11 protein-coding genes are annotated in these 14,803 nt (G+C 72.5%); 5 read left to right on the top strand and 6 right to left on the bottom strand.

The window, feature by feature from the left end:
• The first annotated feature begins 61 nt into the window (after nucleotides 1–61).
• Complete coding sequence (locus QQ657_RS18900; protein ID WP_284743482.1) at nucleotides 62–832, top strand: dioxygenase family protein; 771 nt, start codon at nucleotides 62–64, stop codon at nucleotides 830–832.
• Between the two features lie 184 nt (nucleotides 833–1,016).
• On the opposite strand, the gene QQ657_RS18895 is transcribed toward QQ657_RS18900, so the two are convergent.
• Nucleotides 1,017–4,172 carry a beta strand repeat-containing protein gene (locus QQ657_RS18895; RefSeq protein ID WP_284743481.1) on the bottom strand — a complete coding sequence of 1,052 codons (3,156 nt, stop codon included), beginning with the start codon at nucleotides 4,170–4,172 and terminating at the stop codon, nucleotides 1,017–1,019.
• A gap of 209 nt (nucleotides 4,173–4,381) precedes the next feature.
• Nucleotides 4,382–5,299: a hypothetical protein gene (locus QQ657_RS18890; protein ID WP_284743480.1), complete on the bottom strand. Its 918-nt coding sequence runs from the start codon at nucleotides 5,297–5,299 to the stop codon at nucleotides 4,382–4,384.
• A gap of 246 nt (nucleotides 5,300–5,545) precedes the next feature.
• On the opposite strand from QQ657_RS18890, the gene QQ657_RS18885 reads away from it, so the two are divergent.
• The 3 genes from QQ657_RS18885 to QQ657_RS18875 are packed head-to-tail and all read left to right on the top strand — an operon-like array spanning nucleotide 5,546 to nucleotide 8,573.
• Nucleotides 5,546–6,787 carry an AI-2E family transporter gene (locus tag QQ657_RS18885; protein ID WP_284743479.1) on the top strand — a complete coding sequence of 414 codons (1,242 nt, stop codon included), beginning with the start codon at nucleotides 5,546–5,548 and terminating at the stop codon, nucleotides 6,785–6,787.
• On the top strand, nucleotides 6,784–7,920 hold the full coding sequence (gene macS / locus QQ657_RS18880; RefSeq protein WP_284743478.1) for a MacS family sensor histidine kinase: 1,137 nt from the start codon (nucleotides 6,784–6,786) through the stop codon (nucleotides 7,918–7,920). The genes QQ657_RS18885 and macS overlap by 4 nt, the downstream gene beginning before the upstream one ends.
• A gap of 20 nt (nucleotides 7,921–7,940) precedes the next feature.
• A complete protein-coding gene (locus QQ657_RS18875; protein WP_284743527.1) occupies nucleotides 7,941–8,573 on the top strand; it encodes a response regulator in 633 nt (210 codons plus the stop codon).
• Between the two features lie 3 nt (nucleotides 8,574–8,576).
• Here the strand turns inward: QQ657_RS18875 and QQ657_RS18870 are convergent, their stop codons facing one another.
• A complete protein-coding gene (locus tag QQ657_RS18870; RefSeq protein WP_284743477.1) occupies nucleotides 8,577–9,506 on the bottom strand; it encodes a hypothetical protein in 930 nt (309 codons plus the stop codon).
• Nucleotides 9,507–9,701: 195 nt separating this feature from the next.
• On the opposite strand from QQ657_RS18870, the gene QQ657_RS18865 reads away from it, so the two are divergent.
• Nucleotides 9,702–10,367: a DUF1707 SHOCT-like domain-containing protein gene (locus QQ657_RS18865; protein WP_284743476.1), complete on the top strand. Its 666-nt coding sequence runs from the start codon at nucleotides 9,702–9,704 to the stop codon at nucleotides 10,365–10,367.
• 73 nt (nucleotides 10,368–10,440) lie between these two features.
• Here QQ657_RS18865 and QQ657_RS18860 read toward each other — a convergent pair whose 3' ends face one another.
• The 3 genes from QQ657_RS18860 to QQ657_RS18850 all read right to left on the bottom strand — a co-directional run bounded on the left by QQ657_RS18860 (nucleotide 10,441) and on the right by QQ657_RS18850 (nucleotide 14,798).
• Entirely contained in the window at nucleotides 10,441–11,847 is a 1,407-nt protein-coding gene (locus QQ657_RS18860; protein WP_284743475.1) for an MFS transporter, read from the bottom strand.
• A gap of 592 nt (nucleotides 11,848–12,439) precedes the next feature.
• Entirely contained in the window at nucleotides 12,440–14,068 is a 1,629-nt protein-coding gene (gene ptsP, locus QQ657_RS18855) for a phosphoenolpyruvate--protein phosphotransferase (protein WP_284743474.1), read from the bottom strand.
• Nucleotides 14,061–14,798 carry a hypothetical protein gene (locus QQ657_RS18850; protein WP_284743473.1) on the bottom strand — a complete coding sequence of 246 codons (738 nt, stop codon included), beginning with the start codon at nucleotides 14,796–14,798 and terminating at the stop codon, nucleotides 14,061–14,063. The genes ptsP and QQ657_RS18850 overlap by 8 nt, the downstream gene beginning before the upstream one ends.
• Nucleotides 14,799–14,803: the final 5 nt, after the last annotated feature.

Genomic DNA, 14,803 nt, shown 5'->3' with positions numbered 1-14,803 from the left:
TCCCGGGAAGCTCCGGCGTCAGGTACTCTAGTAGTTGAACTTTCAAGCACTGGAGCCGTCGATGACCCGCACCCCGGTCCTCTACCTCAGCCACGGAGCGCCGCCGCTCGCCGACGACACCACGTGGACCCGCCAGCTCGCCGCCTGGTCGGCCGACCTGCCCCAGCCCCGCGCGATCCTGGTCGTGTCGGCGCACTGGGAGGAGGCGCCGCTGACCATCGCGGCCACGACGACCGTGCCGCTCGTGTACGACTTCTGGGGCTTCCCCGAGCGCTACTACCAGGTGAAGTACGCGGCACCCGGCGCGCCGGAGCTGGCGGAGAAGGTGCGGAAACTGCTCCGCTCGACTGACACCCCGGTGCACGACGCGCCGGAGCGCGGCCTCGACCACGGCGCCTACGTGCCGCTCGTCGAGATGTACCCGGACGCCGACGTCCCGGTGCTGCAGGTTTCGATGCCTTCGCTCGACCCGCAGGAGCTGTTCGACCTCGGCCGCAAGCTCGCGCCGTTGCGCGACGAAGGTGTGCTGATCATCGGCAGCGGCTTCTTCACCCACAACCTGAGCGGCATGGCCCGCGCCACCGACGGGACCCCGCCCGCGTGGTCGGCCGAGTTCGACCACTGGGGTGACGAGGTGGTGCGCGGCGGCGACGTCGACGCGCTGCTCGACTTCCGGCACAAGGCGCCGGCGGCGGCGCTCGCGCACCCGCGGATCGAGCACTTCGCGCCGCTGTTCGTCTCTCTCGGCGCGACGGCAGAGGAGAAGTCCGGCCGCACGGTGATCGACGGTTTCTGGCACGGCCTGGCGAAGCGTTCGCTGCAGTTCTCCTGACCTCCCGGAAACACGAACGAGCCCCAAGAGCCGGATTCGGCTCTTGGGGCTCGTCCTCTCCAGGGAAGGAGAGCTTTTTTCGATCGTCAGGCACTCCGTGCGAGGAGACCTCGCGGCGCGGTGGAGCGCCTGCCGGGTTGGAGGGCCGGGCGGGTTCTGGCTGAACCCGCCCGGCGTCACCGAACTACTTGCGCTTGACCAGACCCAGCAGCTTCGCGAGGAAGCCGGTCGAGTCGAGGCCCGACATGGCCGGGACCTGCGCGGCCGGGGCCGCGCTGTCCAGCACCGGCAGCTTCGCGTTCACCGGCAGGGCCGGGGCGGCGGGCAGCGCGGCCGGGGCGGCCGGCAGCGCCGGGGTCACCGGGAGCGCGATCGGCAGCGTCGGGACGCCGCCACCCAGCGCGGGCAGCGCCGGCAGCGCGACGGGCAGGCCGCCGGTCGGCAGGTCGGCACGCTCGGTGCCACCCAGCGCCGGAAGCGTCGGCAGCAGGCCGCCGTTCAGCGTCGGGATGTGCACCGGCAGGCCACCGGTCGGCAGGTCGGCACGCTCGGCGCCGGGCAGGGAACCGCCCAGGCCCGACAGCGCGCTGAGGCCCGGCAGGCCACCCGCGGTGGGCAGGTGGGGCAGCCCGGCCATCGGGCTCACCGGCACGTCGGCGCGCTGCGCCGGGACGGCCGTCGGCAGCGCGGGCAGGCCCGCGGTGGGCAGCCCCGCCGTCGGCAGGCCGCTCGCGAGCCCGGTCAGCGAAGGCAGCTCGCCGGCACCCAGCTCCGAACCCTCGACCGGGTTCGCGATCGAGTCGGCCGCTTCCGTGGCGTCCCCGTCGATGCTGGTCATGTCGGTCGCGTCCGCGGTGGCCACGCCGAGCAGCTCCAGGGGCACCCCGAAGATCTGCACCGGCGCCACGATGTCGTGGTAGAAGTTGTACCCCGACAGGCTCGACCCGTCACCCTCGGTGATCGGCTCGCCGCCGTTCTCCGTGGTCAGCGTGTCGTCGCCGACGGCGTGCGAGACGCCGCCCACGGTCACCGCGTCGCCGAACAGCTGCGCGATCGCCGTGGCCGGGATGTCGAGGATGTTGCCGGAGATGGCGCCCTCGACACCCGAGGTGGTGTCGTCGCCCGCGTTCTCCACGGACGTCGTGTTGATCCCGGTGCCGCTGGCGACACCCGCCGCGCTGACGGCGTCACCGAAGACCTGCGCCACCGGCAGCGCGTCGGCGCCGATGATGTTGCCGGCCACGCTGCCGCGGTCACCGTTGGTGGTGGCGTCGCCGCCCGCCTGCGACATCGTGTCGCTCGTGCCCAGGCCGTGGCCCAGGGCCGCACCCGCGACACCGTCGCTGAACAGCTGCGCGGCACCCGCGATCGGGGCCTTCACGATGTTGCCGGCCAGCGCACCGTCCTGCCCGTCGGTGAGGGCGTCGCCGCCCGCCGAGGAGTCGGTGATGTTGTCGTTCTCACCGGTGCCGATGCCCGCGAGGGCGGCACCGCTGCCGGCGGCCAGCACCGGGAGCGAGACCGGGGCCTCGATGATGTTGCCGGCGCCGGCGCCCGCGGGGCCGTTCGCCGTGACGTCGCCGCCCGCGTTGGACGTCGTGTCGGTCGAGCCCTTGCCGTGGCCCTGGCCGACGAACGCGCCACCGATGTTGGCGACCTGCACCGGCAGCGAAGCCGGCACGGTGCCCAGGTTCGAGCTCAGGAAGCCGTTGTCGTCGTGGGTGCTGCCACCGCCGCCGCCGGAGACGACCTTGGTCTCGTCGGCCGAGCCGGAGCCCTGGCCGATGAAGGAGCCGCCCACGCCGAAGACCTCGGCCGGGAGACCGACCGGCACCTGGACGACGTTGCCCGAGCCGGACGAGTCGCTGCCCTGCGTGCCGTCGTACGCCCCGGCGGTGACCGTCTTGTCCTCGGTCGCCGTGCCGGACGCGTTGCCGATGTGGCTGCCGCCGATACCGAAGACCTCGGGCGCGCCCGCGGCCTGGGTGTTGACGATGTTGCCGCCGAGGACGGAGCCGTTGCCCTTGGTGTAGCTGCCGTCGCCCGCGTTGGCGTCGGTGGTGTTGTCGTGCGCGGCGTTGGCCTGGCCGATGTAGGTGCCACCGATGCCGAAGGCCTCGACCGGCAGCGCGACCGACGGGTTCAGGACGTTGCCCGACGCGCTCGCGTCGTCACCCGCGGTCTTGACGAAGCCGCCCGAGTCGACCGTGCTGGAGGAGCTGCCGGTCTCGGGGATGCCCGCCGTGGCGTTGCCGATCCACGAGCCCGCGACACCCGCGACGTTCGCGATCGGGGACAGCGCGACCGCCCCGCCGTTGCCGGACAGGAACGAGTCGTTGCCGCTCGTCTCGAGGTAGGTCGGGATGCCGAGGCTGCCCTCGCGCGTGTCCCCGGCCGTGGCGTCGGCGGAGGTGTTGCAGCCGTCGGAGTTCGACAGCGCGCCCCACACGGCGCCCGAGTTGCAGTTGAACTTGACCGGCAGGGCGATCGGCGCGCCGACCACGTTGCCCGATCCGGCGCTCTGGTCGCCGGAGCTGAGCAGCGAGCCGCCCGAGGTCGCGACGGTGTCGGCGGAGTAGCCGTGGCTCTGCCCGTTGCCGAGCAGGTACGAAGCGGCGTTGCCGGTCACCTGCACCGGGGTGGCGAGCTGGCCCGCGACCACGTTGCCGGAGAGGGAGGAGCCGTCGCCGTTGGTGTCGACGTTCCCGGTCTCGGTGGTGCTCTGGCTGGCCGACCCACCGGTCACGCGGCCGGTGCCGCCGGCGACGCCGCCGCCGTTCCCGGCGATCTGCACGGGGAGCGCCCAGTCGAGGGCGACCGCGTTGCCCGCGAGGCTGGAGTCCTCACCCGTCGTCGCGATGTCCTGGTTGTGGTCCCAGGTCTGCGTGTGGTCGCCGCCCTCGACGTTCGCGTCGCCGATCACGCCGACCGCGTTGTCCACGATCTGGATCGGGACGACGACGTCGCCGGTGACCTTGTTGCCCTTGAGGTTGTTGTGCCCCGGGGTGAAGGCGCCCGCGCCGTCGGCCTTGGTGGCACCGCCGAGGGTGCTCTGGCTGATCGGGCTGGCCTCGTCGAGCTGCTTGGCAGCCTCGTTCGCCGCGTTGGTGACCGGCTTGGTGCTCAGCTCCGTCTGCCCGGCGGGCAGGTCCAGCTGGCCGAAGGGGGTGCCGACCGCGTTGTTGGCTTCCTGGATGGGAGCCGTGACGTTCAGGTCGAGCGGGGACGCCGGGGCGTCCGGGTTGACGTTCTCGTCGGCCGAAGCGATGCCGGTACCCAGCATCAGCAACCCACCGGTGACAAGTGCGGTCTGGAGTCCGCGCTTTGCCCACGTCTGCATGGGGTTTTTCTCCTTTATTTCGGGTTCCCTTGCGGGCTTATGGGGGTGCGCTCGTCGAAGTCGAAACGGGGTCCGAGCCGCACCGGAGGGGGAAGGAACTTCTTGCGGGCGCACAAAAGCGCACCGCCGTGTCACGGGAATTCCGCGGACGCAGGAGCCGTCAGATGAAGACGGGCTCGGGCGCGTCAGCGACCCGTGAAGGGAGGTGTTCAGTCAGGAGTGACACCGGGCTGCTCGCCCGGGGTGCGCATCGCGGTGCGCAGGCCGGCGCGGCTCATGGCCGCGACGGCGGAATCGACGGCTTCGGTCGTCCAGAACGGGACACCGAAGTTGAGGCCGTCGAGGTGACCACCGGGGGCAGTGCTGCCACCCGGGGCGGTGGGGACGGACGGTGCAACCGGAAGCTGCACCGGGGCCAGCGGGGACGGCAGGTCACGGTGCCCGTCGCGGGACTCGCCCGCGGCACCGGTGCCGTCTTCGTGCTGGAAACCCTGCGGCGACGCGAGCATGGCTCGCAGCGCGGCGGGGAGCTGGACGGTCGAGACGGCGACCGTGTCCGTTGCCTGGCCGAGGCCCGTGGTCACCGGCTCCTGCTCGACCGGGGCGAGCCCCGGGAGCGACGGAACCAGGTCACCGTGACCGGCCGGGTCGAGCAGCTGCAGCACGTCGTGCGCCGGCTCGGGGGTGAAGGTCTGCTCGAGGACCTGGCGGGTGTCCTGCGGCTCGCGGACGATGTGCTCGACGGCGCCGAGGGTGCGGTTCGCCGGGCTCACGACGGCGTCCTCGGCGAGGTCCGACACCGAGTCGCTGGCGCGGTCGGAGACCTCGTGCCCGAGAACGCGGGCGCACGGCTCGCTCCACGCGGTGACGTCCTGGTGGCAGCTCGAGCCGGCGACGTCGCCGGTCGCGTCCGCCGCGCCCTTGTCGACGTCGCCGATGCTGCCGGTCGCGGCCTCGGTGACCGGGGCGGTGCCCACCTCGACGGTGTCCGCGGAAGCGGTCGCACCGGAGACGAGCCACGCGGCGGCGGTGCCGGCCACGGCGCCCCCGAGGACGAGCAGCGCACGCGACACGAGACGGCGGGTGCGCTTGGCGCCCTGCCCCTCGTTCGTCGCGTTCTTCGCCACTCGTCGTCTCCTCGTACCTGAGTCGTGCTGGGTCTGTGATCAATCGGCAACATTGCGTTGCGGAAGCGACCTAACCAAATCCGCGGCGGGGCGCGCACCTTTGACACGACTTGATGCCCCCATCGTGTGAACGACACACTGTGTAGCCCGGTCTGACGGCGGGTGATCACGCCTGGCAGTGATCGGTGCCGGACGTGGCCGCGGGAAAGCGGCCGAATCGGACGGTCTTGCCAGTACGGTGTGCCAGTGAGCCACGCGCGACGCGAAGACCCGTTCCTGCCGGAGCACGAGGACATCACCGGGCTGATCCCCCGGGGCCTGCGCATCAGCGCAGCGTTGGCGTGGCGGTTCATCGTGGTGGTCGCCGCGCTGTACGCCGTGGTCTGGGTGATCGGCTACCTGTCCGTCGTGATCATCCCGCTGTCCATCGCCCTGCTGGTGTCCGCGCTGCTCGCGCCGGCGGTGCAGAAGCTGGTGGCGGTGAGGTTCCCGCGCGGCCTGGCGACGGCGATCGTGCTGATCGCCGGGCTGGCCGTGCTGGGCGGGCTGCTGACGTTCGTCGTCACGCAGTTCTCCTCCGGCCTGCCGCAGCTGCAGCAGCAGGTGAACGCGAGCCTCGACCAGATCAAGAACTGGCTGCTGAACGGCCCGCCGCACCTGCGCCAGGAGCAGATCCAGGACTTCATCAACCAGGCGATCGGGTTCATCCAGAACAACCAGGCGTCCATCACGACGACCGCGCTGACCACGGCGAGCACCGTCGGCGAGATCCTCACCGGCTTCCTGCTGACGTTGTTCATCACGATCTTCTTCCTCAGCGGCGGCGACGGCATCTGGACGTTCCTGTGCCGCGGGGTGCCGCGCCGGGTCCGCAACCGCGTCGACGTCGCCGGGCGCCGCGGGTTCGCGTCGCTGGTCAGCTACGTGCGGGCGACGGCCGCGGTCGCCGTGGTCGACGCGGTCGGCATCGGCGTCGGCCTGTGGCTCGTGGGCGTGCCGCTGGTGATCCCGCTGGCGACGCTGGTCTTCATCGGCGCGTTCATCCCCATCATCGGCGCGGTCATCACCGGTGGCGTCGCGGTGCTGATCGCCCTGGTGACGAACGGGTTCATCGGCGCGGTGATCGTGCTGGCCATCGTGATCGGCGTGATGCAGCTGGAGAGCCACATCCTGCAGCCGCTGCTGCTCGGGCGGGCGGTGAAGCTGCACCCTCTGGCCGTGGTCCTGGCCATCACCGCCGGCCTGGTCGCGGGCGGGATCGCCGGCGCGCTGCTGGCCGTGCCGCTGCTGGCGGTGCTGAACGCCGGGGTCCGGTCGCTGCTGCACGAGACCAACCCGGATCCCGCCGAGGTGAACGTCCTCAAGGACCAGGCCGCGCAGCCGAACGACGCCGAACCCGGCGGGCCGAAGGCCGAAATCGCGACGGTCGCCGAGAAGGAAGCCGAGGCGTCGACGGCCGAGCCGCCCAAGCGCACCGACCAGCCGTGACCGTCCGGCGCTCCCCGGACCCGATCACGCCGATGTGGCGCGGCGTGCTCGCGTTCCGCGTGCTCACCTGGGCGTTCGCCTGCGGCACCGTGATCATCCAGAGCGGGCACTACCAGCGTGAGTGGCTGGCCTGGACGGTCCTCGGCGTGATGGCCCTGTGGTCGGTCGTCAGCAGCTTCTTCTACCTGCGCGAGCGGACGCGTCCGCCGGCGCTGGTGGTCTTCGACCTCGTGCTCACCACCGCACTCCTGCTGACCTCGCACTGGGTGCTCAGCGACGAGCAGTTCGCCTCGAACGTCCCCCTGATCACGACGGTGTGGGCGGCCGTGCCCCCGGTCGCCGCCGGCGCGCGCTTCGGGGCGAGCGGCGGGGTGCTGGCCGGGCTGGTCCTCGGCGTGGCGACCGGGCTGGCGCGGGACAAGTTCGACATCGACGTCGCCCGCGACGGCGTCCTGCTCGCCGCCGCCGGGCTGCTGGTCGGCATGGCCGCGACGATGGGCCGCCGGTCCGCGGCGCGGCTGGAGCAGGCGCTGCGGAAGGAAGCAGCGACGGCCGAGCGGGAGCGGCTGGCGCGGTCGATCCACGACAGCGTGCTGCAGGTGCTGGCCCGGGTCCGCAAGCGCGGCAACGAGGTCGGCGGCGAAGCGGCCGAGCTGGCGAAGCTGGCCGGCGAGCAGGAGATCGCGCTGCGGTCGCTGGTGACGACCGAACCGCTGACGCCGAACGACAGCGGCACGACCAGCCTGCGAGCCGCGCTGCAGCTGCTCGCGACGTCGTCGGTGCAGGTCTCGACCCCGGCGGACGACGTCGAGCTGCCCGCCCACGTCACCGACGAGCTGGTCGCCGTAACCCGCGAAGCGCTTTCGAACGTGGAGAAGCACGCGGGCGCCGGTGCACAGGCGTGGGTACTGCTGGAGGACCTCGGCACGGAGGTGGTGGTGAGCATCCGCGACGACGGACCGGGCATTCCGGACGGAGTTCTCGCGCGAGCGGCCGCCGACGGGCACCTCGGTGTGGTGGAATCCATCCGGGGGAGGGTGCGCGACCTCGGCGGGAGCGCGACCCTCGACACCGGGCCCGGCCGGGGCACCGAGTGGGAGGTCAAGGTGCCGAGCACGAGGGGTGCGAAGTGAGCGAGGAGCGGATCTCGGTGATGGTGGTCGACGACCACCCGATCTGGCGCGACGGAGTGGCCCGCGACCTGACCGAGCACGGCTTCGACGTGCGGGCGACCGCCCCGGACGCCGACGCGGCGCTGCGCATCGCGCGGACCGTCCGGCCGGACGTCGTGCTGATGGACCTCAACCTCGGCAGCACGTCGGGGGTGGACGCCACCCGCGAGATCACGTCGGCGCTGCCGTCGACCCGGGTGCTGGTGCTGTCCGCGAGCGGCGAGCACAAGGACGTCCTGGAGGCCGTGAAGGCCGGCGCGTCCGGCTACCTGGTCAAGTCGGCGTCCGCGGCGGAGCTGGTGGACGCGGTGCACCGGACCGCGGCAGGCGACCCCGTGTTCACCGCGGGCCTGGCCGGGCTGGTGCTCGGCGAGTACCGGCGGATGGCCGACGCCCCGGCCGAGGGGGCCGAGCCGCCCCGCCTGACCGAGCGCGAGACCGACGTCCTGCGCCTGGTCGCGAAGGGGCTGACCGCGCGGCAGATCGCCGAGCGGCTCGTGCTGTCGCACCGCACGGTGGAGAACCACGTGCAGTCGACGCTGCGGAAGCTGCAGCTGCACAACCGCGTCGAGCTGGCCCGGTACGCGATCGAACACGGCCTCGACGAGGAGTAGCCGCTAGGGCAGCACGGCGAACCCCGACCACATGGTCGTCGGCAGCGCCGCTTTGCCCAGCCGCCACGCCGGCTCGCCCGGGTGCCAGGCCGCGAGAACGCCGTCGGCGAGCACGAGGTCACCGTCCTCGGACCAGTCGAAGCCGCCGCCGCGCTTGAGGTGCTCGGTGATGAACGGCATCGCGGCGACGTGTTCCCAGGTCAGCCTGTCCGGGTGCAGCAGCCACAGGTCCCGGGTCTGCGTGCTGGTGCCGCGGTAGGCGGGGTTGGCGAAGTCGACGGCCCAGACGCTGCCGTCGCGCGAGGGGACGACGGTCGGCGTCCGCGCGATCACCGGCCGGCTGAGCTGTTTGCGGCTGTTGTCACGCAGGTCGACGAGGGTGAGCTCGGTGAGGCCGTCGAGGAGCATCCGGTCGCCGGCGACGCCGAAGATGCGCGGCGCCTGCTGGATCGTGCGGCCGGTCTCCGGATCGATCAGCGCGTCCGTCGATTCGGCGGCGTCTCCGTTGATGGTGATCAGCAAGCCGCGTGTGGTCCCGGCGCGGACCTGGGTGCGGCAGCTGGCGGGCTGGCCGTGGCCGAGTTCGCTACCGGAAAGGGAGACGCGCTGCAGCCGGCAGGTGTCGGGCGCGTCCTGACGGATGACCCAGACGCTTTCGCCGTCGGCGGCGGGGGCCACCGACCAGGCGCGGCCGAGGGAGCGCGGCGGGCTCGCGGGTCCGGTGTAGACGAGGACCTCGAACGGGTCGTCGCTGTCGGCGCCCGTCGGATAGGCCGTCAGGACGGCGGACTTCCCGACCCGGATGACGCTCAGCCCCAGGTCGCCGCCGGGATAGCCCGGCGGGGTGGCGACGGGTCCGGCGTCGGCGTCGAACAGGGTCGGGCCGGTGGTGGGGATGAGGGCCGTGACGCCGATGCCACCGGTCGTCCGCACGCCGGTGAGTCCCTCCGGCAGGGTCGGCGGGGCGGTCGGGGATGTACTCGTGCTGCTCGGGCTCGGCGGCGGCGTTTCGCCCGTGCACCCGGACAGGACGGCCAGCGCCGCGCAGAGGGCGGCGGCGCGGAATACGGGTCCGTTCAGGGTTTTCCCCCGATCTCCCTGGTGAAATCCGGTTCTACCATCATGGACATGGGCGAGGAAGAGAACGCGGCGGCGGAACCGGTGACCGAAACCAAGCCGTTGGGCGAGCGCGATCTTCGGGTGTCCGACGACGAGCGCGAGCACGTCGTCGGGGTGCTGCAGAAGGCGATCGGCCGGGGGATGATCGACCTCGACGAGTTCACCGAGCGCACCGACCGTGCGCTGGCGTCGCGGACCCGCGGCGAGCTGAACGCCGTGCTGGCCGACCTCGCCGGGCTGTACCACCCGGCGGCCGCGTCCGCCGCCGCGCCGTCGTACGCGCCTCCGGTGGGTTTCGCCGGCGGCTACTCGCCCGGACGGCGGTTCGAGCTCAACGCGAAGTACTCGTCGCTGGTCCGCAGCGGGCCGTGGGTGGTGCCGCCCGAGATGGTCGTGCGCAACAAGTACGGCTCGACGAAGCTCGACTTCACCGAGGCCCAGGTGCAGTCGCCGGTGGTGCACATCGAGCTGGACGCCAAGTGGGGTTCGGTCGAGGTGATCATCCCGGAGCACGCGGCAGTCGACGTCAACTCGATCACCGACGTCAAGTTCGGCTCGCTGGAGGACAAGACGCGCAGCAACGGGCACATGGGGAACCCGCGCTTCGTGCTGAGCGGGCGGGTCCACGGCGGTTCGCTGGTCATCCGGCACCCGCGGCGCGGGCTGTTCGGCTAGCCGGGGTCCCTCTGCCCCCGGCGTCAAGAAGGCCTCCCCACCCAGGCATCGGGTGGGGAGGCCTTCGCGCTGTTCAGGCGGCCCGAAGGTTCCGCGCAACAAACCAGACGAGAACGACGAACGCGACGGCGGCGAGCCCGGCGACGACGTGCAGCCCGCTGGGGAGGCCGTGCGCGCGGGCGACGGCGTTGCCCAGGGTCCCGACGGTGGCGATGCCGAGGGCGTAGCCGAACTCGTTGACGGTCTGGGCCAGCGACGCGGCGGCACCGGCCTTGCGCTGCGGCACCGAGCCGACGACGAGATCGGTGCCGAGCGCGACCATCGGGCCGACGCCCAGCGACGTCACGGCGAACCCGAGCGCGGGCCACGCGGGCCCGGCGGCGGGATCGACGAGAGCGAGGATCACCATGCCGGCCGCGGCGAGGGCGACCCCACCGGCGATCAGGACGTTCGGCTTCACCCGGCGCGCGAGGGCGGGCGCGGCGAGGAAGCTGACGGTGGAGGCGGCCATCCCCGGGAGCAGCCCGAGCGCGGCCCCGACCGGCGAGAGGTGCTGCGCGACCTGCAGGAACTGCGCGGTGAACAGCATCGTGGTGCCGCCGAGCATGCTGAACAGGAGCATCCCGCCGAGCGTGGTGCGGAAGGCCTTCGCGGCGAAGAGGCTGAAGTCGACCAGGGGGTCTCGCAGGGCGCGTTGCCGCTTCACGAAGACGTACCCGACGGCCAGGCCGGCCACGAGGGCGGCCACGGGAACGGGGTGGACGCCGTCGCGAGCGAGCTCCTTGATTCCGTAGACGGCGGGCAGGATGGCGGCGAGCGAGAGGCCGACACTGGGCAGGTCGAGGCGGCCGGCCCGCTCGTCGCGGTATTCGGGCAGCAGCTTCGGGCCGATGACGAGCAGCAGGACCATGGCCGGAACGCCGAGCAGGAAGACCGCGCCCCACCAGAAGTGCTCGAGCAGGACACCACCGACCATCGGGCCGATGATGGCGCCGACGGTGAAGCAGCCGGCCCAGATCCCGATGGCCTGGGCGCGTTGCTGCGGGTTCTTGAAGAGGGTCCCGATGAGGGAGAGGGTGGAGGGACCGAGCGTCGCCCCGGCGACCCCGAGCACGGCCCGCGCGGCGATGAGCATGCCGGGAGTCGTGGCGAAGGCGGCGCCAACGGAGGCGACACCGAAGGCGGCGGCGCCGATGAGCAGCAGTTTCCGCCGCCCGATCCGGTCGCCGAGGGTCCCCATGGTGACCATGAACCCGGCGACCATGAAGCCGTAGGTGTCCATGATCCAGAGTTGTTCGGTGCCATCGGCGTGAAGACTGGACGCGATCTTCGGCAGCGCGAGGACGAGGACGAAGACATCGAGCGAGACGAGCAGGGTGGGCAGGGCCAGCACGGCAAGCCCGATCCACTCCCGGCGCCCGGCCCTCGCCGTCTCCGTCCCGGCCGGAACCCCGGCCTGCGCTTCGGCGGTGGTGGTCATGGCTGCTTCCTCTCGGCTCGGTGGTGCTTTCACCACTTCGTCGAGCGGGCCGGGCCGGAATCGACAGCTCGGTCGGAGTTTGTCGAGGTGTGTCGAGAAAGCCGTGAAGGCCGCCTCGGTTGGGAGGCGGCCTTCACGGCTTAGGACGGGGTTGTCCACACCCCTCGGTCAATGTGGACAACTCCGCGAGGTCAGGTTCGCACAGACCGGCACTGTCGGTGATGACCGATAGACTGAAAGTGGGGGGGGGCGCCCCTGCGGGAGGGGCTGATTCGAGCGCCCGCGGGGCTTGTCCGGGACCGCGGAGCCGGCGCGGGATGCCGCTGAGCTGCGATTTCCCCGCCCGGCCCTCACCTGCGGCCCAGCCCGCCCTTCCGAGTCTCTCGAGGCCACTGGCCGGGCAGCGGGATCCCTCCGCCGCTTGATGCCGACGCCCGTCGAGGCACTGGCTCCGCGATTCCCCGCCCGGCCCGATTGCGGCCCACGCGCCCCTTCCGAGGCTGGCACCCGAAGCACTCGAAGCCGCTGGCTGGGCAGCGGATTCCCTACCCAGCCCTCTCCGCCGCTTGCCTTCGAAGCCGGGCGGCCTCCGTCAGGGGCGAGCCGCCGCCCGGGCTGCCGCCGGGTCCGACGTTGCCAACGCCGCCTCTGCCAGCGCCTCGCACTCCGCGAGCGTCGCCGTCGCCAGGCTCGCGCCCACCGTGCGGACCGCGGGGGCGTTCATCGACAGGCTCGTCAGGCCCAGGCCAGCCAGGACCAGTGCCAGCCTCGGGTCCGCCGCCGCCTCGCCGCACACGCCCGCCGGCTTGCCCGTGGCCTTGGCCGCGTCGCCGATCAGCTTCAGCAGGCGCAGGAGCCCCGGCTGCCACGGGTCGTTGAGCTTCGCCACCGCGCCCAGCTGGCGGTCCGCCGCGAACGTGTACTGGGCCAGGTCGTTCGTGCCCACGGACACGAAGTCCACCGCTTCGAGGATTTCGCGGGCGCTCAGCGCCGCCGCCGGGATCTCGATCATCACGCCCGCCCGGGCGATGCCCGCCGCGCGGACGCGGGCGGCGAACCAGGTGGCTTCCTCGACCGTCGCGACCATCGGGGCCATCACCGAGACCTCGGCGCCCGAATCTTCCGCCGCGCCGGCGATCGCCTCGAGCTGGCGGTCCAGCACCTCGGGGCGGTCGAACGCCACGCGCAGCCCGCGGACGCCGAGCGCCGGGTTCGGCTCGACTTCCGGCGAGAGAAACGCCAACGGCTTGTCGGCGCCCGCGTCCAGGGTCCGGACGATCACCGGCTTGCCGCGGAACGGCGAGAGCACCGCCGTGTACGCCGCGCGCTGCTCGGCCACCGACGGCTCGTCCGAGGCGTCCAGGTAGCAGAATTCCGTGCGGAACAGGCCGACGCCTTCCGCACCCGCGTCGGCCGCGGCCTGCGCGTCGGCCGGGGAGCCGACGTTGCCGTAGACCTTCACGCGGTGGCCGTCGGACGTCGCGCCCGTGCCGTTCCAGTCGGCCAGCTGCGCTTTGGTCGCCGTGACGATCGGCGCCGACGGGTCGGCGACCTCGACCGTGCCAGCGTCGCCGTCGACGGCGAGCGCCTCGGCCTCCAGCGCGAGCAGGCCGCGCACGGCGACGACGGCCGGGATGCCCAGCGCCCGCGCCAGGATCGCGGTGTGGCTGGTGGGGCCACCTTCTTCGGTGACCAGGGCGAGCACCTTCGCCGGGTCGAGCCCCGCGGTGTCGGCCGGCGCGAGGTCGCGTGCGACCAGCACGCTCGGCGACGGCAGCTCCGGCACTCCCGGCGGCGCGATGCCGAGCAGCTCGGCGACCAGCCGGTCGCGCACGTCGCGCACGTCGCGGACGCGTTCGGCCATGTACCCGCCCGCGGCGGCCAGCGCTTCGGCGAAGCCTTCGGCGGCCTGGTGGACGGCTCGCGCGGCGGGCAGCCCCTGCGTCTTGACCAGCTGCTCGGCCTGCGAAGCGAGCGCCGGGTCGGCTGCCATCGCGGCGGTCGTGATGAGGATCGTCGCGGCCTCGCCGGTGGCGGTCTCCGCCTGCTTCTCCAGCCGGCCGGCGACGATCGCCGCGGCGGGCGCGATACGCGCGGCTTCGGCGGCGGGGTCGGCAGGGGCCGGGGTGGCGGCGGGCTCGCCAAGCGGCTCCGCGACGCGGACGACGGGACCACTCGCGCGGCCGGGGCTGACGGCGACCCCGGACAGAAGCTCAGACATGGTCTAGACCATAGCTCAAGTAGGTCTGGATATCTCGTGGTGGCGGGCACAACCCTCGCTGACGCACCTGTTCGAGCACCGGCCGGACCTCCTCGTGCCACCAGGCTTCGGCCAGTTCGCCGCGGCTGCGCACCGGCCGTCCGGCCAGCATACGGCGGAAACCCCAGGCTTCGGCCGAGTCGGCGAGCCGGAACCAGTCGGCCGGGTCGTCGAGCCACAGCCCGAGGCGGACGTCGTCCGGCAGCGGGACGCGCTCGAGGAACATCCGCTCGGCGGTCTTCGACGGCAGGTCCGCGAGCGTCAGGCAGCGCAGCGCGCAGGCAACTGTGCTGATCCAGCGGACCCGCGCGCGGATCGTCCGGGCGCCGCGGGCGCGCTCGATGGCGACGCGGTGGTGACCGTCGTCGACGAAGAACATGTCGGACAGGCGCACGAGCCGCACCGGCGGGAGGTCGGCCGACGTCCGCGTCAGCCGCTCCCAGCGATCGCGCAGCGCCCGGTTGCGCGGCCGGAACTCGCGGTCGAAGTCGCCGGCGCGGGCGACCGTGCCGACGATGCCCTCCAGCGGGACGTCGTAGACGCCTTCGTCGACCTCGGTCTGCTTGCCGAGCGCCTTCAGGGTTTCGTCGAGCGGCATGATCGCCAGGTGGTCGGGCCGGCGTGCTTCCGCGATCGCCCTCAGCTGAGCTGCGTAGCCGCGCCACCAGGCCGAACCGAACGAGTCGCCCATGTGAG

The organism is Amycolatopsis ponsaeliensis, from assembly GCF_030182635.1.
GTDB lineage: Bacteria > Actinomycetota > Actinomycetes > Mycobacteriales > Pseudonocardiaceae > Amycolatopsis > Amycolatopsis ponsaeliensis.
Note: the sequence above shows the minus strand (reverse complement) of the source record. Positions and strands in the feature narration are given on the sequence as shown.